This is a genomic window from Micromonospora sp. NPDC049275, from assembly GCF_043197115.1.
In the GTDB taxonomy this organism is placed as follows: domain Bacteria; phylum Actinomycetota; class Actinomycetes; order Mycobacteriales; family Micromonosporaceae; genus Micromonospora.
In genome coordinates this window covers 1-20,493 of the sequence record NZ_JBICSN010000025.1, presented here as the reverse complement: position 1 = coordinate 20,493, position 20,493 = coordinate 1, and the positions used below count along the sequence as shown (strand labels likewise).

Sequence of the window (20,493 nt, the reverse complement as noted above, 5' to 3'; positions counted from 1 at the left end):
AAATCGTCAGCCCAGTCGCCCGCTGGACGTGCGGACGATGTACGCGAACTGCACGGCGAACGCCACCACGGCGACCAGCGCTCCGACCAGGATCGCGAGGCCACGCCCGAGACCGACGGTTCCCGTCACCAGGGCGACGCCGACCCCGAGCAGCAGCGCGTTCACCGCTCCCACCAGTGCGGCGGTGGTGAGCAGGAACTCCCAGCGGCCCGGCTGGGTGCCGACAAGCGTCCAGGCCGTCCGCATGCTGCCCTCGTCGACCACGGCGTCGGCGAAGAAGTCGTGCTCACTGGCGAACCGGTGTTGGTAGTACGCGCGGATGCGTTGGATCCGCCGCAGGTCCAGGGAGTTCTCGACGGTGGTCTCCACCAGCCGCAGGAAGGTCAACACGCCGATGATCACCAGGGTCGGCAGCACCGCGCCCAGGTAGGGCCGGACCACGGCGTCGTTGCCGGACACGAAGCCGAGCCCGATCAGGGAGGCCGACAGCACCGACAGGAAGATCGTGGCGCGGCCCGTCGCCTCGGCGATCGTGCCGGAGCGCGACGTCTGCAACGCGTAGTGCTCGGTGGTCAGGGCGGCGAGCAGGGCCTTCTCGCGTTCGTCGTCGTCCATCCACCGCCACCCTCCGCAGTCGCACGGCCCCTTTACCGTCACCTTAGAAGCGGTGGGGACGGTCCGGTCGGCGAACGCGTCGGTCGCGAACGGGACAGCGAGCGGCAAAGCCGGCACGTATCCTCCGCATCCTGGTGATCACAGGCCTGACGGAAGGGGACACCGGATGCCCGAGTGGGCGGGTCGGGGCGACCGTGGCGGCCGACAACGACGTGCCTTCGGCGTCGGTGGGGCGCTGCTCGGGATCGCCCTCGTGATGCTGTTGGCCGCCTGGCGCAGCAGCGGCTTCCTCAGCGACCTGCTGCTCAACATCGGCTCCAGCGTGGTGCTCGCCGCCATCTCGTACGTCATCTTCGACCCGCTGTTCGAGGAGGCCCGCAGGGCGCGGGTGCAGGAGCACCTGAGCTTCGACCAGCACGCGTTCGTGACCCGGCTGCACCGCTCAGGACGCCGGGTGCGGATCCTCGACACCTGGACGATCCTGCTGGAGGACACGCAACGCGAGGAGGCGCTACGGGGGATGCGGGCGGCGCTCGCCAACGGGGCGCAGGTGCAGTTGCTCCTGCTGGACCCGGACTGCACGGCCGCGCAGCAGCGCTCGGAGGAGTTGGAGCGGCAGCGGGTGGACGTGCCGCGCCAGATCCGCACCAACCTGCGGCACCTGGCGCTGTTCCAGGACAGCCTCGACGCCCGACTGCGGCACCGGTTGCAGGTCCGGCTCTACGACGCGTCCCCGTCGATCCAGCTCTACCAGTGGGACAGCCGGGCGCTGATCTCGTTCTTCCCGATCGGCAAGCTGTCGTTCAACGTGCCCCAGCTCGAGGTGGACATGGACAGCCCGTGGGGCGGATTCGTGCACGCCCGTTTCGAGGAGCTGTGGGAGCACGAGCAGGCCACCGTGAACCTGGAGCGGTACTGGTCGGTCGCCGTCATGCTGCGCCACGACGACTCCGACGTGATCGAGATGCAGGTGCCCTACGTGAGCGTGGAGGGGCAGCACTACGTCGACTGCGGCGGGTTCAAGGCGACGGGGCCGCTTACCGTACGGGCCGTGCTGCCACCGCGCGCGCCGGGCGGTGCCCCCGGGGTGTTCGCCCTGGCGGAGCCGGTCGACGGGGACCGCACGCCGGTAGCGACAGTCCGCAGGCACTTCGACCAGAAATACGGCGGCGGCGACGGGCTGCGGGAGATCCGTCGGCTGGTGCCGCCACCGGAGGAATGACGTACCCCCTCCGGGAGGCGACGCGCACGGACGGTGAGCCCCGGCCCGGTGGGTCGGGACGCGGCGCGGGACAATGGGGTCGTCGCCTCGATCGCCAGGAGGACCGTTCCCCGTGTCGACCCATCCCCCGCCGCCGGCGCGGTCGGCGCAGTTGCGCGCCGACTGCGGGCGCTGTTTCGGGTTGTGCTGCGTGGTTCCCGCCTTCGCGGCGTCGGCCGACTTCGCCATCGACAAGCCGGCCGGGCGGGCCTGCCCGAACCTGCGCCCGGACCACCGCTGCGGCATCCACACCGAGCTACGGGAGCGGGGGTTCGCCGGCTGCACGGTCTTCGACTGCTTCGGGGCCGGCCAGCAGGTCGCCCAGGTCACCTTCGGTGGGCGGGACTGGCGGGACGCCCCGGAGACGCTGCCCGCGATGGCCGAGGCGTTCACGGTGCTGCGCCCGCTGCACGAACTGCTCTGGTATCTCACCGAGGCGCTGTCGCTGCGCCCACCGGCCGCGCTGCGCGCCGAGCTGGATCGCGCCCGTGCCGAGATCGCCGCGCTCGCCGAGGGCGATCCGACGCGGCTGCGCGCCGTGGACGTGGACGCGCACCGGGCCCGCGTCAACCCGCTGCTGTCGCGCGCCAGCGACGCGGCCCGATCCCCGGGCGGGATCGATCGGCGCGGAGCACAGCTCCTCGGGGCGGACCTACGCCGGACGGACCTGCGCCGGGCCAACCTGCGCGGCGCGCTGCTCGTCGGGGCCGACCTGCGCGGCGTCGACCTGACACTGGCCGACGTCACGGGCGCCGACCTGCGCGGGGCCGACCTGCGCGGCGCGGACCTGGGCGCCACCCTGTTCCTGCACCAGGCGCAGGTGGACGCCGCCCGGGGTGACGTCCGCACCGGCCTGCCGGCGACGCTGACCCGGCCGGCGCACTGGACGGCACTGACGCTCACACCGGTGCGCCGCCCCGCGCGCGCCGCCGCCCCGACCCGCCGGGGCCGCCGCCGCTGACGGCGGCACGACAAGCCGGTGTACGCGGCACACTCCCGCCGGCACCGCAGGTGCCCCGCCGGCCGGAGGGCCCTGCTCCTGCCGAGCGGAACGGGGACGCCGGCCGGCGGACCCTGCGCCTGTCGAGCGGCCCGCCGGAGACGGCCCCCCGCAGCGAACGGGTGCCTGACTGCCGACGGGCGAGGTTTCGTGGGTGACGACGCCGGGTAGCCACGGCCGACGCGGACCGGCATCGACGGGGGGCACGGCGTGGGCTACCGAAATCGCCAAGGTGAGCAGCCGGGCGACCCGCAGCAGAGCGAGGACGAGGCCGGTCAGGTGCCGCTGGTGCAGGTCGAGGCGGACACCGAGGTCCCGCCGCCGGCCGACACCGACGAACGGCCGGAGATCGTGACCGAGGGCGACAACTCGGGAGTCGCCGGGGGCTCGTCGGGCAGCAGCGGTGGCGGATCGAGCATGCCGGGGCACCCCGACGCGACCCGCTGACCCGGACGGACCTGGACTAGCGGCTCGCCAGCGCCGCCCGCGCCTCGGTCATGCCCTTGTTGGCCAGACCGTCGGCACGCTCGTTCTCCGGGTGACCGTTGTGCCCCTTCACCCACAGCCAGGTGACCTCGTGGCGTTCGCAGGCCGCCTCCAGCCGCTGCCACAGGTCGGCGTTCTTGACCGGCTGCTTCGCGGCGGTCCGCCAGCCGTTGCGCTTCCACGACGCCAGCCAGCTCGTGATGCCGTTGCGCACGTAGGTGCTGTCGGTGTGCAACTCGACGGTGACCGGCCGGTTCAGGCTCTCCAGGGCCTGGATGGCCGCCATCAGCTCCATCCGGTTGTTGGTCGTCGGCGTGGCCTCCCCGCCGCACAGCTCCCGCTCGTGGTCGCCGTAGCGCAGCAGGACGCCCCAGCCGCCCGGCCCGGGGTTGCCGCTGCACGCCCCGTCGGTCCAGATCTGTACGCCCCTGCCGGCCGCCGCATCCACCATGGCAGGCAACCTACCGGGCGCTGACGTCGGCCTCCCCGGTCGGGGGCAGCCACGCCGGGCTGGAACCACTAGGGTCGGCCGGATGGATCGGCACGTCGCGTTCGACCGCCTGCACAACTTCCGCGACCTCGGTGGTTACCGCGCCGCCGACGGACGCACGCTGCGCTGGGGCCTGCTCTACCGGTCGGATTCCCTCGGCAAGCTGTCCGGCGCCGACCTGGACCGCTTCCAGGCGCTCGGCGTCCGTACGGTGATCGACCTGCGCTACCCGTGGGAGATCGCCGCGCGCGGCCGGGCACCGGAGATCGACGGGCTGGCCTGGCACAACCTGAGCATCGAGCACCGCCCCTACGACCAGGCGGTCATCGACCCGGCGGTGGACCCGTGGCGCCACCTGGCCGATCGGTACGCCGAGGTCGCCGAGGACGGCGTCGCCGAGCTGCGCGAGGCCCTCGACGTGATCGCCGCCGCCGGTGCTCCGCTGGTCTTTCACTGCGCATCGGGCAAGGACCGCACCGGGCTGCTCGCCGCGCTGCTGCTGGCCCTGCTCGGTGTGGACGAGGAGCAGATCGCCGCCGACTTCGCGCTCACCGAACTGGCCACCGCACGCCTGATCGCGGACTGGCAGGCCCTGAACCCGGACCGTGCGCTGGTGTGGCCCGGGTACGGGCGTGCCCCGGAAGCGATCATCCGCCACTTCCTGGCTGACCTGACGGCCACCTACGGGTCGGTGGTCGGCTATGCCACCGAACGGCTCGGCGTGGACGACGCGCTGACCGCCCGGTTGCGCGAACGGCTGCTCACCGACTGAGGCGGCACGATTCCCGCCGGGCCTGGCCCATAATCGGGCGCGCGAACGGGGACCGGTCTGTCAGAGTCGACCGTCGTGAACGGGAACTGGGACGGCCTGCGGGCCGACGTACGTAAGACGATCGACGAGCTGATCGCCGGCGGACGGGAGTCCGGGGTGCAGGTCGCCGCGTACCTCGACGGCGAGCCGATCCTTCAGGTGCACGCCGGCAGCGCCGATCGGGCCACCGGCCGGGCGTTGACCGCCGACACGCCGATCTGGAGCGTCTCCACCGGCAAGGTCCTCACCACGACCGTGGTGCACGTGCTGGCCGAGCGCGGCGAGCTGGACTACGACCTGCGGATCGCCGAGGTGTGGCCGGAGTTCGGCCGGCACGGCAAGGACACCGTCACGCTGCGGCACGCGCTCACCCACACCGCCGGCGTGCCCGCCCTGCCTGCGGACGTGACGCCGGAGGACTTCACTGACTGGGACCGGATGTGCGCCATCGTGGCCGACGCCGAGCCCATCGCCCCGCCGGGCGAGGTGAAGGCGTACCACGCGTGGACCTTCGGCTGGCTCATCGGTGAGGTGGTCCGCCGGGTGACCGGCCGACGCGTCTCGGCGGTGCTCGCCGAGGACGTGGCCGGGCCGCTCGGGGTGGCCGACGAGCTGTACCTCGCGGTGCCGGCCGCCGACCTGGCCCGGCTGGCCCGGGTCGAGGACCGCAACATGGCCGCGCTGTTCGACTTCGCGAGCGTCAACCTGCCGAACTTCGATCGGGTCGCCCCGCCCGGCGTCCGCCCGGGGGCGGAGGTCGGCAGCCGGGCGGACGTCCTCGCCGCCGAGGTGCCGGCGACCGGCACCATGACCGCCCGCGCGGCGGCGCGGATGCTCGCCGCGCTGATCGGCGAGGTGGACGGCGTCCGGCTGATCTCGCCGGCCCGGCTGCGTACCGCCACGACGCCCGCCGGGGCGGGCCCGGAGTGGGTCTTCGGGCAGGAGGCGACCTGGGGTCTCGGGTACGCGGTGGACGCCGACGGTTCGTTCGGCGCGGCCGGCAGCGGCGGCAGCCTCGCGTACGCGTACCCGGAGCTGGGGTTGACCGTCGCGGCGACGAAGACGCTGCTCGGCGCCGGCGACGGCGACCCGATGGAGGACCTGCGGGTGCTGATCCGCGACGCGGTGGCGGCCCGGCGCTGACCGGCCCGGCTCAGGTTTCCGGGTCGGCGACGCCCGCGACGGGCCGCCCACCACGGCCGCGCGGACCGGCCCGGCTCAGGTTTCCGCGTCGGCGACTCGCCGCTGCGGTCCGCCCACCACGGCCGCCGGGATGGCCGGTACGGGCCGGGCGGGCCGCAGCCGGTCACGGACGCGGTGCGCCGCGTCGCCTGCGGTGGCGGCGATCATCGGCAGCAGTCGGGTGGAGTTCATGATCGCGATCTCCTCGGCCGGGCTGGTGAGGCCGTCGAGGAAGCGCAGGACCCGCTCGGGCGGGTTGCGGTCGAAGAGCCTGTCGAAGAACTCGGGGCCGCCGACCCCGCCGCGGTCCAGCGCGCGCAGCGCCACCGCGTCCATCCAGCGGTGCCGCGCCGGGTACGCGGGCGCCGGCACCGGCGGGCGGCCGGCGGCGAGCGCGCTTGCCACCTGGTCGGCCTGCCGGTACATGGCGGAGAAGGTGAAGCCGGTGGAGGGGCGGGTCGCGCCGCCGGCCGTGCCGAGGCGTACGACGCGGGGCGAGGGCCGGGCCGGGAACGGCGCGTCGGTCATCGGGATCACCCCGTTCTCCACCTCCCGGACGCGCAGCCCGGCCGGGTCCAGCCCGAGCAGGTCGCGGTAGCCGGCAAGCGCCGTGTCGTACCCGGCGTCGGTGCACAGGCCGGGCGAGAACTCGGTGTACTCCACCAGGGCGTAGCGGTCGCTGACCGGCAGCACGTACCCGAAGGAGACGCCCCGGGCCGGCTGGGGGGTGCGGAAGTCCATGAGCACCGCCCGTGCCGGGTCGAACGCCGGCCGGTCGGCCTCCAGCCACCAGCCGCGGAAGTGCTGCAACCAGGTCGTCCGGCCCGCTCGCGCCGGTGGCCGGGGGCGGGAGTCGAGCACCCAGCCGGCCCGCACGGTCGGCCCACCGCCGGTGCGGACGAGCACCCGGGCGCCGTCGTCGGTCACCGCCTCGGCCGGAGCGACGATCCGGATGGCGTCCAGCCGACGCTCGGCCTCGGCAGCCCGGTCGTAGACCGGGCCGGAGCGCAGCATGGCGTACCGCAGCGGGGTCAGGTCGAGGACGCGACGCCGCGCGGGCGTCGCCACCTCGACCTGCCGCCAGCTCGCGCTCAGCAGCGGGTCCAGGTCGGCGCTCGGGTGGCCCCAGAACGCCCAGGTGCGGTCCTGGCCGCGCCGGCGGACCGGGTCGACGACGGCGATCCGCAGGTCGCGGACGCCGTGCCGGTCCAGCGCGGCGAGCAGCAGCGAGGCGGCGCCACCGCCGCCGAGCAGCGCGAGATCGACGTCGAGCGGCGCGGTATCGGTCACCCGCACCACGCTGCCACACCGTCCGGCCGGGCCGCGCGCCGCGCCCTCAGGACACCGGGGCGGGTCGCTGCTCGACCGGAGGCTCGTCGGCGTAGGCGCGCGCCACCGCGTCGCGGTTGAAGACCCGCCAGGTGGCGGCGGAGACGCCGATCGCCACGACCAGCCCCACCCAGTACGGGGCGGTGATGCCGTACTCGGCGGCCAGCAGCCCGCCGAGCAGCGCTCCCACGCAGTTGCCGCCCGCGGCCACGAACATGGTGGTGCTGGCCACGCGCCCCTGCAGATTGGGTGGGGTGAGTCGTTGGCGCAGCGAGTTCGCCACGAGGTTCCACAGGCCGCCGTGCACGCCGAAGGCGAAGAGCGCGATCCCCACCACGACGGTGCTGCGGGACGCGGCCAACGCCAGGTGCAACCCCGCCTCGATCAGCAGGCCGATCCGCACCGTCCAGGTGGCGCTGATCAAGGCGACGAGTCGGTCGCCGAGCAGCGCGCCGAGCACTCCGCCGCAGGCCATGCAGGTGAAGAGCAGCCCGTAGCCGACGGAGCCGAGGCCGAGCCGCTCGTCGGCCAGCAGCACCAGCACCGCGAGGGCCGCCGTGAGGGTCACGTTGAGCAGGCCGATCAGCACGGCCATCGTGCGCAGCAACCGCTGGTGGGCCAGCCAGCGCAGCCCTTCGACGATCTCCCCGCGCATCGAGCGGGTCCGGGGCGCGCTCGGGTCGCTGCCGGCGGCCCGGAAGTCGCCGCCGATCAACGCCACCAGCACCGCGCTGAGGGCGTAGGTGACGGCGTTGACGAGGAACGGGCTGCCCGCCGCCAGCGCGAAGAGGAAGCCGCCGAGCGGGCCGGCGAGCATGCTGTTCATGAGTGTGGCGCCGCCGCCGAGCCAGCCGTTGGCGCGCTCCAGGCGGTGGCGGGGCACCACTGTCGGCAGCATGGCCTGGCTTGCCGCGCGGAACACGATCTCGCCGGTGTTGATCACGAACAGCACCACGTACAGGAGCGCGACCCCGGCCCGGCCGGTCATGATCGCCGTGGCCAGGACGGCCAGCGCGACCACCCGGACCAGGTCGATGACGATCATCAGGCGGCGGCGGTCCATCCGGTCCGCCAGCACCCCGCCGGGCAGGGCGAAGAGCAGCCAGGGCAGCCAGGCCACGGCGGAGGCCGCGGCCACCACGAGCGGGTCGTCGGTACGCGAGGCGACGAACAACGGGGCGGCCACCGTGGCCAGCCCGCTGCCCAGAGCCGACAAGGTGCTGGCTGCCCATAGCCGGGCGAACCCCGTTCCCATGCCGCCGTCCATGTCCCGTGCCACGGCCAGGGAACATACCAGCGCGTCTCCCGCCGCCACCTGTGCTTTTCCGCTCGACAGAAGGCCGGTCGACACCGCAATCGAGTCGTGGTCACCCGATACCTCGCCATCGACCCACGGGTGACAGCCGGACCGGAGCGGACATCGACCGGAGCACCGACGCCGGTCGGGCCGTCCGGGCCTAACGGCTGCTCACCCCCGTCTTCGGGTGGACACGTGACGGCAACGAAGGTTTCTCATTTTCACCTGATCGGGGTGCCAACCCACCTAGTGTTGGGCACACCGGTGCTAGTCACGGAGTTGGCCACCCGAACGACGTCCCACGCAGTCAGCGGACGAAAAGTGAGGGAAGACGCGTATGAAGCTCTCAACAGCACTCTGCACGGCGGCGCTCGGCGTGGGCCTCGGCACGCTCCTGCTGCCGGGCGCCGCACTGGCCGACACCGTCGTGTCACCGGCCACCACCCCGGTCGGAGGAACCGTCGTACTCACCGCGACGACCTGCAACCCGAAGTCCGGTGACGTCATCTTCCGGGTCACCGGACCCAACCGCGACGAGAACGTCCGATCCACCACGGCCGCCGCCGGCGGCGGGCTCAGCGCCGAACTGTTCACCGCCGGGTTCACCCTCGGCACGTACACGGTGGCCGCGACCTGCGGCGACGGCAGCTCGGCGGGCAGCGCCACGTTCACCGTCACCCCGATCGGTGGCGCGCCGGCCGGCTCGGGCGGCGACAACCGCGACGGTCGTGACGCGGGCGCCCTCGCCGCCGGTGGCACCCTGCTCGGCACCGCCGCCGCGGGCGCGGTGGTCCTGTTCCGCCGGCGTCGTCCGGTGTCCACCGTCGCCTGACCGGCGACGCGCTCCATCCCTGAGAACGGGTGCCCGTGCCGGTGACACCGGCACGGGCACCCGACGATCCCCACGGAGGTCAGCACGTGTGGTGGCGGCGGACCCTGCCGGCGGTAGTCGCCCTGCTCGCCGTGTCCGGGCTGGGGCTGATCACCGTCGGTCTCACCGCCGAGCCGGCCCGCCCCCCACGGCCGCCTGCCGACGCGCCGACACGCTCCCGGCCCGCGCCCGACCTGGCGCCGCTGCCCCGCGCCGCGCCCGTCCGGGTGCGGATTCCCGCCATCGGCGTACGCGCCGAGATCGTCGCCGTCGGCGTGGACGCCGCCGGGGTGCTGGAGGTCCCCCCGCTGGACAAGCCGACACTGGCCGGTTGGTACCGGCACGGGGTCAGCCCCGGCGAGATCGGCAACGCCGTCCTGGTGGGCCACGTCGACTCCCCGGCCGGCCCGGCGGTCTTCTTCGACCTGGGACGACTGCGCGCCGGCCAGGAGATCCAGGTCACCCGCGCCGACGCACGGGTCACCACGTTCACAGTGGACGGCGTTCACGCGTACCCCAAGGATGCCTTTCCCAGCGGCCTGGTCTACGGGCCGGCGGACGCCGCCGGGCTGCGCCTGATCACCTGCGGCGGCCCGTTCGACGACGCGACAGGCAACTACGTGGACAACATCGTCGTCTTCGCCACCCGCACCGCCTGAGCCGGCGGCCCCCTGTCGGAAGCTGGCCCCCGCTCGGCAGAATGGCGCCATCCCTGATCGGGGGCGCCGGCGGCGGGGAGGCATGCGTGGATCAGCGAGCGGTACGGGACCGGGCCGGCCGTGGCGTACGCGCACTGGCCCGACGGCTGCTCGGCCGCCCCGACGCCGACTCCCCGACCCCCCGCCGGTCCAATCCGGACGCCGTCGTCGACTGCGCCGTCTACGTCAACGGTCGACGGGAGCCGGACCGGCCGCACTACGCCGACGCGTACGCCCGAGCCCGGCGCGGTCGCGACTCCTTCGTCTGGCTGGGTCTGCACGAGCCCGGCCCGGCGGTGCTCGCCGCCGTGGGCCGCACCTTCGGCCTCGACGAGCTGACCGTCGAGCAGGCGCTCGCCGACGGGCACCGGCCCACGATGCAGCGGAACGGACCGGTCACCCTCCTGGTGCTGCGCACCGCGGGGTACGTGGAGCACGCCGAGCTGACCGACACCTCGGAGGTGATCGACACCGGCGACGTGATGGTCCTGCTCGGCGACCGGTTCGCCATCACCGTGCGGCACGGCGCCGCCGGGGCGCTGCGCGACGTCCGCGCCGACATCGAGCGCCGCCCCGCGCTGCTGGCCGCCGGCCCCTGGGCGGTGGCGTACGCGGTCTGCGCCCGGATGGTCGACACGTACCTGGAGGTGGCCGGGCACGTGGAGCGGGACCTGGAGCGGGTCGAGGAGGCGGTGTTCGCCCGCGACCGCTCGGCCGACATCCAGCACATCTACCAGCTCAAACGGGAGGTGGTGGAGTTCAAGCGGGCCGTGCTCCCCCTCCAGGCGCCCGTACGGATGCTCCTCGACCCGGGCACCGACGGACCGCCGCGTGCCCTGCACCGCTGGTTCGTGGACGTGGACGGCCGGTTGGCGCGGGCGGTGGACCGGGTGGCCGCGTACGACGACCTGCTCACCTCGATCGTGCAGTCCCGGTTGGCGCAGCTCGCCGTCGAGCAGAACAACGACATGCGCAAGATCGCCGCGTGGGCGGCCATCGCGGCCACCCAGACCGGCATCGCCGGCCTCTACGGCATGAACTTCGAGCACATGCCCGAGCTGGCCTGGCGCTACGGCTACGCCGGCGCCCTGACCCTGATGGCGGCGATCGCCCTCGCCCTGTACCGCCTGTTCCGCCGCTCCGGCTGGCTCTGACCCCTCCCCGCGATCGTGTACGGAGGTCTGCCGGGTCAGCGGTCGGCACGTGTCGGGCGGGGGCTAACCTCGCCCGGGTGATGTGGCAGCGGTACGTGGCGATCGGTGACAGCACCACCGAAGGGCTCGACGATCCGGACGGCGCCGGCGGCTACCGGGGCTGGGCCGACCGGTTCGCCCTGGCCGTGGCGCGCTCCCAGGGCGGCCTGGAGTACGCGAACCTGGCCATCCGCGGCCGGACCACCGCGCTGATCCGCGCCGAGCAGCTCCAGCCGGCCCTCGATCTCGCCCCCGACCTGGCCACCGTGGTCGCCGGCATGAACGACGTGCTGCGCCCCTCCTTCGACGCGGCCCAGGTCGCCGAGGACGTCGCGGCGATGCAGCGGGCGCTCGTCGGGCAGGGCGCCACCGTCCTGACGTTCACCATGCCGGACCCGGCGCCGGTGATGCCGCTGGCCCGGCCGCTGCGGGGCCGGATGCTGGCGCTCAACGAGGCCCTGCGGGCGGCCACCGCGCAGACCGGGGCCACGCTGCTCGACCTGGGGGCGCATCCCGTCGCCTCCGATCCGCGGCTGTGGAGCGACGACCGGCTGCACGCCAACAGCGCCGGGCACGCGCGGATCGCCGCCGCCCTGGCGTACACCGCGGGTCTGCCCGGGTTCGACGACTCCTGGACGGCGCCGCTGCCGCCGGCGCCGCTGCGGCGTCGCGCCGAGGTGCTCGGCGCCGAGCTGGCCTGGGCCCGCCGGCACCTGCTGCCCTGGGTGGCCCGGCACCTGCGGGGCCGGTCCTCCGGGGACGACCGGGTCGCGAAACGACCGGTTCCGCTGCCGGTGCCGCTGGAGGGCTGACGGCCGGGACCGCTCGGCGGTGCGGCAGGATGGCGGGATGGGCAGGGGTACGGGTGGCCGGCGGGCGAACGCGACGGCCGGACGGGTCTGCCCGTGCGGCTCCGGCCAGGCGTACGCCGACTGCTGCTTTCCGGTACACGGCGGCGCTGCCCAGGCGCCGACAGCCGAGGCACTGATGCGCTCCCGGTTCAGCGCCTTCGCCCTCGGCGACGCCGACTACCTGCTGCGCAGTTGGCACTCGTCGACCCGGCCCGCGCGGCTGGAACTGACCCCGGGGCAGCGGTGGACCCGGCTGGAGATCGCCGAGACCGAGCGCGGCGGTCTGCTCGACGCCACCGGCACTGTGACGTTCCACGCCCACTACCGGGAGGCGGGCCGGCCGGGCGCGCTCACCGAACGCAGCCGGTTCATCCGCGAGGACGGCCGCTGGGTCTACCTCGACGGCGACCAACTCTGACTCCTGCGCGGCCGCGTCCCACCCTGCTGGTCGTCGGCTTCGACGCGGTCGGCGAGTCGAAGGCCCGGGTCAGCGTCCGTAGACGGGTGTGCCCGCCACGGACCCGGCGACCAGCCGGGAGGTCATCGTGGGGTTGTCGGCCGAGAGCCGCGAGCGGGTCGACGAGGCCCGCCGCCGGGGCCCCGCCGTCACACGCCTGACTCGTCCGCCAGGTCGGCCGCCACACGGCCGAGCGCGGGCACGATCTTGTCACGCCAACCCGGCCCCATCCGGGCGAAGGCATCGCGACTCCGCGGGTCGTCGAGGTCGAATCCCGAATGGTCCAGGAACAGGCGGGTGCCGGTGCCCTCGGGGACCAGCCGCCAGGTCAGCGTCCAGTTCTCGTTGAAGGTGTAGACGAGGCGCCGCTCGGGCTCGACCTCGACGACCTCGCAGGCGACCGCGCCCCAGCCGGGCATCTGCAGGTGGAAGCGGTGGCCGACCACGGCGGCCACGTCCCCGGGCACCCACCACCGGGCGAGCAAGTCGGGCTCGGTGAGGCTGCGCCAGACCTTCGACGGCGCGGCGGCGATGAACTGGTCCACGGCGATGGTGGCGGTGTCGGTCACGGGTTCCTCCTGAAGCAGATTGGCAAGGGTGCGGAGGCGATGACGCCAGAACCGCTCGAATGGATGGAGCCAGTCGCCCACCTGGGCGAGTGGCTCGGCGGTCAGGTGGTAGTGCCGTTGTCGTCCGGCGGGCTGGTCGTGAACCAGCCCGGCCCGCCGCAGGATCTGCAGGTGCTCGGCGACGGCCGGTCGGCTCAGCTCGAAGCTGGCGGCGAGGTCGCCGGCCGTCCGGGGACCGTCGGTGAGGATTTCCAGCAGCCGTCGGCGGACCGGGTTCGCCAGGGCGAGGAAGAGATCGTCGTCGGGCACGTCGGCAATGATGCGTCGGGACTTCCCGACGCGTCAACAATTTCCGACGTAACTCTCCGCACAGGTGGCCCAGATCGCCGGCGGGTCAGCAGCACCAGCGCCACGACGAGGTACGCCGCGGCCGCCACCGCGAACGCCACCGCGTTGCCGGCCGCCGTGGCGACGAGACCGTAGCCGGCGTACGTCCCGATGATCAGCAGGTCGGTGGCCATGCCGGCCAGCGAGGTGACGGTGGCCCGACTGTTGCCGGTGATCCGGGCCTGCAACCGCGCGTCGGCCAGCACGGTGGCCAGTTGCGCGGCACCGAACGCCACCGCGAGCAGCACGAAACCGGCCGGGTGCCGGACGAGAGCGCCCCCGGCCAGCGCGACGGCGACCAGGCCGAGCAGCGCGGCGTAACCCCGGCGGCCCAGTCGCTCCCCCGCCGGGGCGAGCAGCCCACCGATGGTCACGCCGGCCCACAGGAGCAGGAGCAGCAGCGGCACGGCCCGCGCGCCGACGCCGGTGTCCACGGCCAGCAGCGGCGTGTACTCGTCAAGCGCGCCCCAGTCGGCCGCCACCACCGCGACTAGCAGCACGGCAGCCCGCACGGGGGGCCGTGTGCGGACCTGCGTCACGCCTTCCCGCAGCGTGTCCCACCAGGTCAGATCGATGTCGTCGTCCGACGTACCGGAGGTGTCAGGTGGGGCCTGTGGGGCCTGCTCGGGGAAGCGGGTCGCGACGACGGCGGCGAGCAGGCAGGCGAGCACGCTGGCCGCGCCGACCGCCGAGTATCCGCCGACGGCGAGCACCGGACCGGCCAGCACCCCGGCGACCACCACGCCCAGCACACCCGCCGTCCGGGCACGACCGAGCACCCGGGCGTACCGTCCGACGGCGCCGAGCCGGTCCAGCTCGGTCCAGACAAGCGCCTCGAGAGCGCCGGAGACCAGGGCCCCGCCCGCGCCCCACAACAGGAACCCCACCGCGAAGGCCGGGTACGACGGCACCAGCACCCAGAGCGCGTAGCCGCCGGCCGTCACCAGCGGGGCGAGGCACAGCAGCAGCCGGCGCGACACCACGTCGGCCCACGCGCCGGACGGCACCTCGAACAGGATGCCGGCCACCGACCAGATGACGAACAGCGACGAGATCTGCCCCACCGACAGGCCGGTGTCGGCGAAGAGGACGACGTACAGCGGATAGAGCAGGACGAGGTCACTGAGGAACGCGTACCCGTAGAGGGTCGTCGACAGCCGGCGGACCGCCGGGTCGGGCGCGCGCGAGGCGAGGTGGGTCATGGGGCCTTCCCGTGGGAGTGGAGACGGACACCGGACGTGCGGTGCCCGTGGCGGCCCACGGGTGCGGCCTACGGCGTCGGATCAATGTCGCCAGGTCATGTCGGCGATGCTAGACCGGCGTCATCGCGCCGGCCAGCGCTTTCGGCGTGCCGGAAGCGCACACGGCGTGCCGGGTGCGACGGGAACGGGGCGGGATCCGCCTGGATCCCGCCCCGCTGTCGCGCCGCGGCTCAGCGTCGGTTCGGGTCCACCGGCGGGATGACAGTCGTCGTCTCGCTGTCGTCGCTGGTGCGCTGCCCGGGAACGGTGCCACCGCCGATCACCTGGGTCGTGTCGGCCTCCCGACCGGGACCCACCACCTGCGTCGCGTCCGGGTCGGCCGGACGGGCGACCACCTGCGTGGTGTCGTCGGCGCTCTCCCGGGCCGGGACGCCGACGGCGGGCCTGTTCCCGGCGACCACCTGGGTCGTGTCGTCGGTCGACGACCGCACCACCTGCGTGGCGTCCGGGTCGGTCGGGCGGGTCACCACCTGCGTGGCCTCCGGGTCGGACGAACGGGCCGTGACCTGCGTGGCGTCCGGGTCGACTGGGCGGGCCGTCACCTGCGTGGCGTCCGGGTCGGTCGGGCGAGTCACCACCTGCGTGGCCTCGGGGTCCGTCGAGCGGGCCGGCGCCGGGGTGGCCACTGGGGCGGGGCGGGTGGCCGCCGACCGGTCCAGTTCGGCCTCGGCCTCGCGTCGGCTGGCGCGATACGCGCGGGTGTGCGTGGCGATCAGCGCCGACTCCTGCTCGGCGCGGGTCAGCCACGCCTCCCAGCGACTCTGCATCGGACGGATGAGGCCACCACCCACCCCGACGACGAGGATCCCGCCCACGGTGGCCAGCACGGCGATCAGCACCGGGGTGGTGACCGCGGTCGCCACGCCGATCTGGTTCAGCGCCGCGATGACACCCAGGCCGAGGATGAACACCGAGGCGATACCGGCCAGCACCCGACCGTACGACAGCCCGCCGAGCGCGCCGCTGATGATGTCCTTGACGGCGTTGGCGATAGCGGCGGCGACCACGACGATGACGATCGCGACGAAGGCGCGGGGCAACCACGCGACCACAGCCGTGATCAGGTCGGAGATCGGGTTGGGCCCCCAGATACCGAAGGCGAGTTGCAGGGTGAGCAGCAGCACCCCGTAGTAGACGAGCTTCGCGACGATGTCGCTGGCGTCGTACCGGGAGCGGCTCAGGGCACGGCGGATGCCGCCGCGCTCGACGGCGCGGTCGAAGCCCACGCGTTCGAGGACCTTCTCCACGATCTTCAGTACGGCCTTGGCGATCAGCCAACCGGCCACCAGGATCGCCAGGAAGGCGACGGCCTTGGGCAGGAAGAGCATCACCGAGCGAAGGGCGTCGCCCACCGCGTCGCTGACGTTGTCACTCATATGGTCGTTCCTCCACGCGGAGCAGCCGGGATGATAGGCCACCCACCTACCCCCACCAGCTCACGCGGAAACGCCGACCGGTTCGCGACTGTCCCGTCGATCAGGCGACCGTGCGACAACCCAAGTGATCGCAACGATGTGGAGTGCCCCGAGCCCGCCCTCGCCGCCGTGGATCTGTACGTGGTGGTGTGTCGTGCGTGATGCACCGTTACCTGTCCTCGGTGCTGGGCTGCATCGTGCTCGGGGAGTCGAACCCCCACGCTGCCCACCGCGCGCCAAGAAGTGCCGGGATTGCAGCCCGGCCCTGGGTGTACACGCCTCCACGACGGCTACCTGCTCCACATCGTTCCTGGAACCGGTCAGTCCAGCAGTTCCGCCTCCCAGTTCGTCCGCTGGATCTGCACGTCGAGTTCGCGCAGGTCCCGGGCCAGCTCGTCGGCACGGCCGCGCAGCTCGGCGACCGGCAGCGCGGCGAGCATCTTCAGTTCGGAGCGGAGCTGGCGGGCCGCATGGCCACGCCCACCGCCCGCAGCGGCGTCGGCGGCCGCCGTGATCGCGGAGTGCCGCAGGCGCAGAACGTCGCGTCGAGCGAGCGCGTCGGTGAGCGTGCCGAGGTCGCCGACGGGCACGGCGGCGTTGGTCCGGTTGATCCTGCGGATCAGCGTCTCCAGGTCGTCGAGAACCCGATCCAGCTCTGCCAGCAGCTCCGCGGCGTCCTCCGGAGGAACCTCGCCCTCCTGGTAGCGGGCGCTGCCGGTGATGCGAGCCCGCAACTGCTCGACTCGCCGTACCGCCTCGGCGCGCTCTGTCAGCGCCTCACCAAGCCTCATCATCCACCCCCGAGTGAGCGGCCAGACTAGCCGATCGCCGATCTTCCAGCCGACCGGTTTATCCGGCTGCCACTCAGGCCGGAGCAGGTCTAGCGCGCGGGCGAGCTTGGCAATATTCTCCGGAGTGCGTGCGGCCACTGGAGCTACTTTTCATCCCCCGCCGTCGGCCGCAGGAGGAGATGTCATGCACGTCGACCATTCCGAAGTGGACCGCCGAACGCTGCTGCGGGCCGGTCTCGGCGCGGCCACGGTCGCCGTCGTCGGAAGCGAACTCGCCTTTTCGAGCGCGGCGCAGGCCGCTCCCGGCACCGACCTGGATTGGATCATCAGCTGCGACGAGTGGGCCGCCCGCCCGCCGAAGGACCCGCTGTCGGTGAGCGCCATCGCCACCAACAAGATCATCGTGCATCACATGGCGTTCCCGAACGTCACCGACTACTCCCGTGAGCAGGCGGTCAAGCTGGCCCACGACTGCCAGGACCTGCACATCGACGGCAACGGCTGGTCGGACACCGGCCAGCACTTCACTGTGAGCCGTGGCGGCTACGTGCTGGAGGGCCGCCGGGGCAGCCTGGAACGCCTCGAAGCGGGCGACCGCCAGATGATCTCGGCGCACTGTCCGGGCGAGAACGGCCGGGCCATCGGCATCGAGAACGAGGGCACCTACGTCACCGAGACGCCGCCGGAGGCGCTGACCGACTCGCTGGTCAAGCTCTGTGTGACGATCTGCCGGCAGTACGGGCTGCACGCTTACGACATCTTCGGCCACTGGGACTTCCGGACCACCGACTGCCCGGGAGCGGCCTTCTATCGGCAGTTCCCGGCTCTGCGACGGCGGGTCCACGCGGCCCTCGGCACCAAGCTGGGTGACGTGCCGGCACGCCGCTGGCCGGACCTGTGGCGGTTCGTCAACTCACCGTCGGTCCGGGTGGTGCAGCACCTGCTGGCCTACCGTGGCTACGCCGTGACGGTCAGCGGCACGTTCGACGCCGCGACCGTGGCCGCCGTACAGGACTGGCAGGCCCGCAACGGCATCGCCGTGGACGTGGACGCCACGCTCACCACGCCCACCTGGGAGACTCTGGCGCCGGAGCTGGACCAGCACGCCGTGGGCGCGCCGGTCACGGCCGTCCAGGAGATCCTCGCGACCAAGGGGTACGCGGTCACCGTCACCGGGGCGTACGACCACGCCACCCGCAGGGCCGTGCAGGACCTGCAGGCGCTGCACGGGCTGCCCCGCAACGGCAAGCTCAGCACGAGCACGTGGTGCACGATCGTCGGCGGCACGGTCCGCCAGTCGTTCACGCACCACTGACCCTCGGTCGGCGGCGGCGCGGGGTGATCCCCGTGCCGCCTCCGCCGTGGGCGAACGCCTGACACCAGCACGCGCCCCACGCCTGAGCAGCACGATGTCGAAGCGTCGGCGGTTTGGGCGACGGCGCGGGCGGAAAGGTTGCCGGCATGACATGGGCCCGTCGAGCCGTACCCGCAGTCGCCGCCGCCGTCGCGGCACTCGCCGCGCGGGATCTGATCCAGCGCGACCACGCGCTGCTGCGCAACTTCCCGGTGCTGGGCCGCGCCCGGTACCTGCTGGAGGCCGTCGGGCCGGAGCTGCGGCAGTACATCGTGGCCGGCAACAACGAGGAACGCCCGTTCACCCGCGACCAGCGCCGCTGGGTGTACGCGTCGGCGAAGCAGGAGAACAACTACTTCGGCTTCGGTACGGACAACGACATCGAGTTCACGCCCGGCTACCCGATCATCAAGCACCGCACGTTCGGTCGAGCAGTGCCGCCGTCCTCCCCGACCGCCGGGCACGACGTGCGGCTGCCGTGCGCGAAGGTGCTCGGCGCGGCGCGGGGGCGGGCACGCGCGTTCCGTCCGGAGTCGGTGGTCAACATCTCCGGGATGAGCTTCGGTTCGCTCTCCGGCAATGCCATCACCGCCCTCAACAAGGGAGCCGCGCTCGCCGGGTGCCTGCAGAACACCGGCGAGGGTGGCCTGTCGCCGTACCACCGCAACGGCGGTGACCTGGTCTTCCAGCTCGGCACGGCGTACTTCGGCTGCCGCGACGAGCACGGCCGGTTCAGCCTCGACCGGCTGAAGGACCTGGTCGCCGGCGCACCGGTCAGGGCGTTGGAGATCAAGCTGAGCCAGGGCGCCAAGCCGAGCCTCGGCGGGCTGCTGCCCGGGGCGAAGGTGTCCGCCGAGATCGCCGCCACCCGGGGCATCCCGGCCGGTCAGGACTGCGTCAGCCCGTCGCGGCACGCCGAGTTCTCCGACTGTGACAGCCTGCTCGACTGGGTGGAGCTGCTGGCCGCCGAGACCGGCCTGCCCGTCGGCATCAAGTCGGCTGTCGGCGACCTGAGCTTCTGGCAGGAACTGGCCAGCCTGATGCGGGACAGCGGCCGGGGAGTCGACTTCGTCACCGTCGACGGCGGCGAGGGCGGCACCGGGGCCGCGCCGCTCATCTTCACCGACTCGGTGTCGCTGCCGTTCCAGCAGGGCTTCTCCCGGGTCTACAAGGTCTTCGCCGAACACGACCTGCACGAGCAGGTGGTGTTCGTCGGCAGCGGCAAGCTGGGCCTTCCGGACAACGCCATCGTGGCGTTCGCGCTCGGCTGCGACATGGTCAACGTGGGCCGGGAGGCGATGCTGTCGATCGGCTGCATCCAGGCGCAGAAGTGCCACACCGACACCTGCCCCACCGGGGTGGCGACGCAGAACGCGTGGCTGGCCCGGGGCCTCGACCCGACGCTCAAGTCCGTCCGGGCCGCCAACTACCTGCAGACGCTGCGCCGGGACCTGACCAAGGTCGCCGAGGCGTGCGGCGTGGAACACCCCGGCCTGATCGGCACGGACGCCGTGGAGATCCTGGACGGCCGCACCGGCTCCACCCCACTGCACGAGGTGTACGGCTACCGTCCGCACTGGGGTCTGCCCTCGCCGACCGACCAGAAGGAGATCATCCGGTTGATGACCCCGGGGGTGCCCCGGGGCAGCAGCGCCCCTCCGTCGGCCACCGCCATCGGCTGAGCCCCAGCGCGACGTGCCGCCCCGGGTAACGGCCGCTACCTTGCCGGCCTGATCTGAGAGGTGGCCCGGCCCTGACGTGGCCTCGCCGTGACGTGGCCCGGCGGTCGATCCGGCCCAGCTCGGCCCGGCCCGGTGCAGCGCTCGACCCCCATCTCGGCTTGGCCCGGCGCGGCGCCGGCGCCGGCGCGGCACTCGGCCCGGCGGTCGACGTGGGCGGCCCGGCACTCGGCGCGGCCCGCCACTCGGCGCGGCCCGCCACTCGGCGCGGCCCGCCACTCAGCGCGGCCCGCCACTCAGCGCGGCGCTAGACGTTGGGGCCCGGCACTCGGCCCGGCGGTCGACGTGGGCCGATCCCGGGGCCATCGACCCGACGAGCGATATACCTGTGAGTCATAACTACTTGCGTTTTAACGTGTGTGGGGTTTTTTGATCACGGGGTGTCGTGGTGCGGGGCCTCGTGGTGTGCCTTTGGGGCGGCCGGGGCCGGGGTGG

General features: G+C 73.2%; 19 protein-coding genes and 1 pseudogene. 12 read left to right on the top strand and 8 right to left on the bottom strand.

What is annotated here, in order from left to right; all coding sequences use genetic code 11:
- Positions 1 to 6: 6 nt before the first annotated feature.
- Positions 7 to 615, bottom strand: a complete 609-nt coding sequence (locus ACGFIE_RS33330; protein ID WP_393302498.1) for a hypothetical protein — start codon at positions 613 to 615, stop codon at positions 7 to 9.
- A 166-nt stretch (positions 616 to 781) separates the two neighbouring features.
- On the opposite strand from ACGFIE_RS33330, the gene ACGFIE_RS33325 reads away from it, so the two are divergent.
- The 3 genes from ACGFIE_RS33325 to ACGFIE_RS33315 all read left to right on the top strand — a co-directional run bounded on the left by ACGFIE_RS33325 (position 782) and on the right by ACGFIE_RS33315 (position 3,323).
- Entirely contained in the window at positions 782 to 1,837 is a 1,056-nt protein-coding gene (locus ACGFIE_RS33325; protein WP_393302496.1) for a DUF5919 domain-containing protein, read from the top strand.
- Positions 1,838 to 1,949: 112 nt separating this feature from the next.
- A complete protein-coding gene (locus ACGFIE_RS33320) occupies positions 1,950 to 2,837 on the top strand; it encodes a pentapeptide repeat-containing protein (RefSeq protein WP_393302493.1) in 888 nt (295 codons plus the stop codon).
- A gap of 249 nt (positions 2,838 to 3,086) precedes the next feature.
- Positions 3,087 to 3,323, top strand: a complete 237-nt coding sequence (locus ACGFIE_RS33315) for a preprotein translocase YidC (RefSeq protein ID WP_393302490.1) — start codon at positions 3,087 to 3,089, stop codon at positions 3,321 to 3,323.
- Between the two features lie 16 nt (positions 3,324 to 3,339).
- Here ACGFIE_RS33315 and rnhA read toward each other — a convergent pair whose 3' ends face one another.
- Positions 3,340 to 3,813: a ribonuclease HI gene (rnhA, locus tag ACGFIE_RS33310; protein WP_387182648.1), complete on the bottom strand. Its 474-nt coding sequence runs from the start codon at positions 3,811 to 3,813 to the stop codon at positions 3,340 to 3,342.
- 82 nt (positions 3,814 to 3,895) lie between these two features.
- Here rnhA and ACGFIE_RS33305 point away from each other — a divergent pair, with 82 nt between their 5' ends.
- Positions 3,896 to 4,624, top strand: a complete 729-nt coding sequence (locus ACGFIE_RS33305) for a tyrosine-protein phosphatase (protein WP_393302487.1) — start codon at positions 3,896 to 3,898, stop codon at positions 4,622 to 4,624.
- Between the two features lie 75 nt (positions 4,625 to 4,699).
- Positions 4,700 to 5,806: a serine hydrolase domain-containing protein gene (locus tag ACGFIE_RS33300; protein WP_393302484.1), complete on the top strand. Its 1,107-nt coding sequence runs from the start codon at positions 4,700 to 4,702 to the stop codon at positions 5,804 to 5,806.
- Between the two features lie 75 nt (positions 5,807 to 5,881).
- Here the strand turns inward: ACGFIE_RS33300 and ACGFIE_RS33295 are convergent, their stop codons facing one another.
- Positions 5,882 to 7,135, bottom strand: coding sequence for a lycopene cyclase family protein (locus ACGFIE_RS33295; protein WP_393302481.1), 1,254 nt, complete (start codon positions 7,133 to 7,135; stop codon positions 5,882 to 5,884).
- Between the two features lie 46 nt (positions 7,136 to 7,181).
- A complete protein-coding gene (locus tag ACGFIE_RS33290) occupies positions 7,182 to 8,453 on the bottom strand; it encodes an MFS transporter (RefSeq protein ID WP_393302478.1) in 1,272 nt (423 codons plus the stop codon).
- Positions 8,454 to 8,808: 355 nt separating this feature from the next.
- Here ACGFIE_RS33290 and ACGFIE_RS33285 point away from each other — a divergent pair, with 355 nt between their 5' ends.
- From ACGFIE_RS33285 to ACGFIE_RS33265, 5 genes are all read left to right on the top strand, one after another.
- The gene (locus tag ACGFIE_RS33285) at positions 8,809 to 9,303 is read left to right on the top strand and encodes a hypothetical protein (RefSeq protein WP_393302476.1); all 495 of its coding nucleotides are present in this window, start codon (positions 8,809 to 8,811) and stop codon (positions 9,301 to 9,303) included.
- Between the two features lie 86 nt (positions 9,304 to 9,389).
- A complete protein-coding gene (locus ACGFIE_RS33280; protein WP_393302474.1) occupies positions 9,390 to 10,001 on the top strand; it encodes a class F sortase in 612 nt (203 codons plus the stop codon).
- A gap of 41 nt (positions 10,002 to 10,042) precedes the next feature.
- Positions 10,043 to 11,194 (top strand): magnesium and cobalt transport protein CorA, encoded by a 1,152-nt coding sequence (locus ACGFIE_RS33275; RefSeq protein WP_393302472.1) that lies wholly within the window; start codon positions 10,043 to 10,045, stop codon positions 11,192 to 11,194.
- A gap of 80 nt (positions 11,195 to 11,274) precedes the next feature.
- On the top strand, positions 11,275 to 12,045 hold the full coding sequence (locus ACGFIE_RS33270) for an SGNH/GDSL hydrolase family protein (protein WP_393302573.1): 771 nt from the start codon (positions 11,275 to 11,277) through the stop codon (positions 12,043 to 12,045).
- Positions 12,046 to 12,082: 37 nt separating this feature from the next.
- Positions 12,083 to 12,502: a YchJ family protein gene (locus ACGFIE_RS33265; protein WP_393302469.1), complete on the top strand. Its 420-nt coding sequence runs from the start codon at positions 12,083 to 12,085 to the stop codon at positions 12,500 to 12,502.
- Between the two features lie 188 nt (positions 12,503 to 12,690).
- Here ACGFIE_RS33265 and ACGFIE_RS33260 read toward each other — a convergent pair whose 3' ends face one another.
- From ACGFIE_RS33260 to ACGFIE_RS33245, 4 genes and pseudogenes are all read right to left on the bottom strand, one after another.
- Complete coding sequence (locus tag ACGFIE_RS33260) at positions 12,691 to 13,419, bottom strand: metalloregulator ArsR/SmtB family transcription factor (protein WP_393302466.1); 729 nt, start codon at positions 13,417 to 13,419, stop codon at positions 12,691 to 12,693.
- Positions 13,305 to 14,699 (bottom strand): MFS transporter, encoded by a 1,395-nt coding sequence (locus ACGFIE_RS33255; protein ID WP_393302463.1) that lies wholly within the window; start codon positions 14,697 to 14,699, stop codon positions 13,305 to 13,307. Before ACGFIE_RS33255 ends, ACGFIE_RS33260 begins: the two co-directional genes overlap by 115 nt.
- 790 nt (positions 14,700 to 15,489) lie before the next feature.
- A pseudogene (locus ACGFIE_RS33250) lies at positions 15,490 to 16,135 on the bottom strand (hypothetical protein); the annotation flags it as partial.
- Positions 16,136 to 16,494: 359 nt separating this feature from the next.
- Positions 16,495 to 16,965: a DIP1984 family protein gene (locus ACGFIE_RS33245; RefSeq protein ID WP_393302460.1), complete on the bottom strand. Its 471-nt coding sequence runs from the start codon at positions 16,963 to 16,965 to the stop codon at positions 16,495 to 16,497.
- Between the two features lie 184 nt (positions 16,966 to 17,149).
- Here ACGFIE_RS33245 and ACGFIE_RS33240 point away from each other — a divergent pair, with 184 nt between their 5' ends.
- Together ACGFIE_RS33240 and ACGFIE_RS33235 are read left to right on the top strand one after the other, a co-directional pair.
- On the top strand, positions 17,150 to 18,280 hold the full coding sequence (locus tag ACGFIE_RS33240) for a peptidoglycan-binding protein (protein WP_393302457.1): 1,131 nt from the start codon (positions 17,150 to 17,152) through the stop codon (positions 18,278 to 18,280).
- A 146-nt stretch (positions 18,281 to 18,426) separates the two neighbouring features.
- Complete coding sequence (locus tag ACGFIE_RS33235) at positions 18,427 to 20,001, top strand: FMN-binding glutamate synthase family protein (protein ID WP_393302454.1); 1,575 nt, start codon at positions 18,427 to 18,429, stop codon at positions 19,999 to 20,001.
- The last annotated feature ends 492 nt before the right edge of the window (positions 20,002 to 20,493 follow it).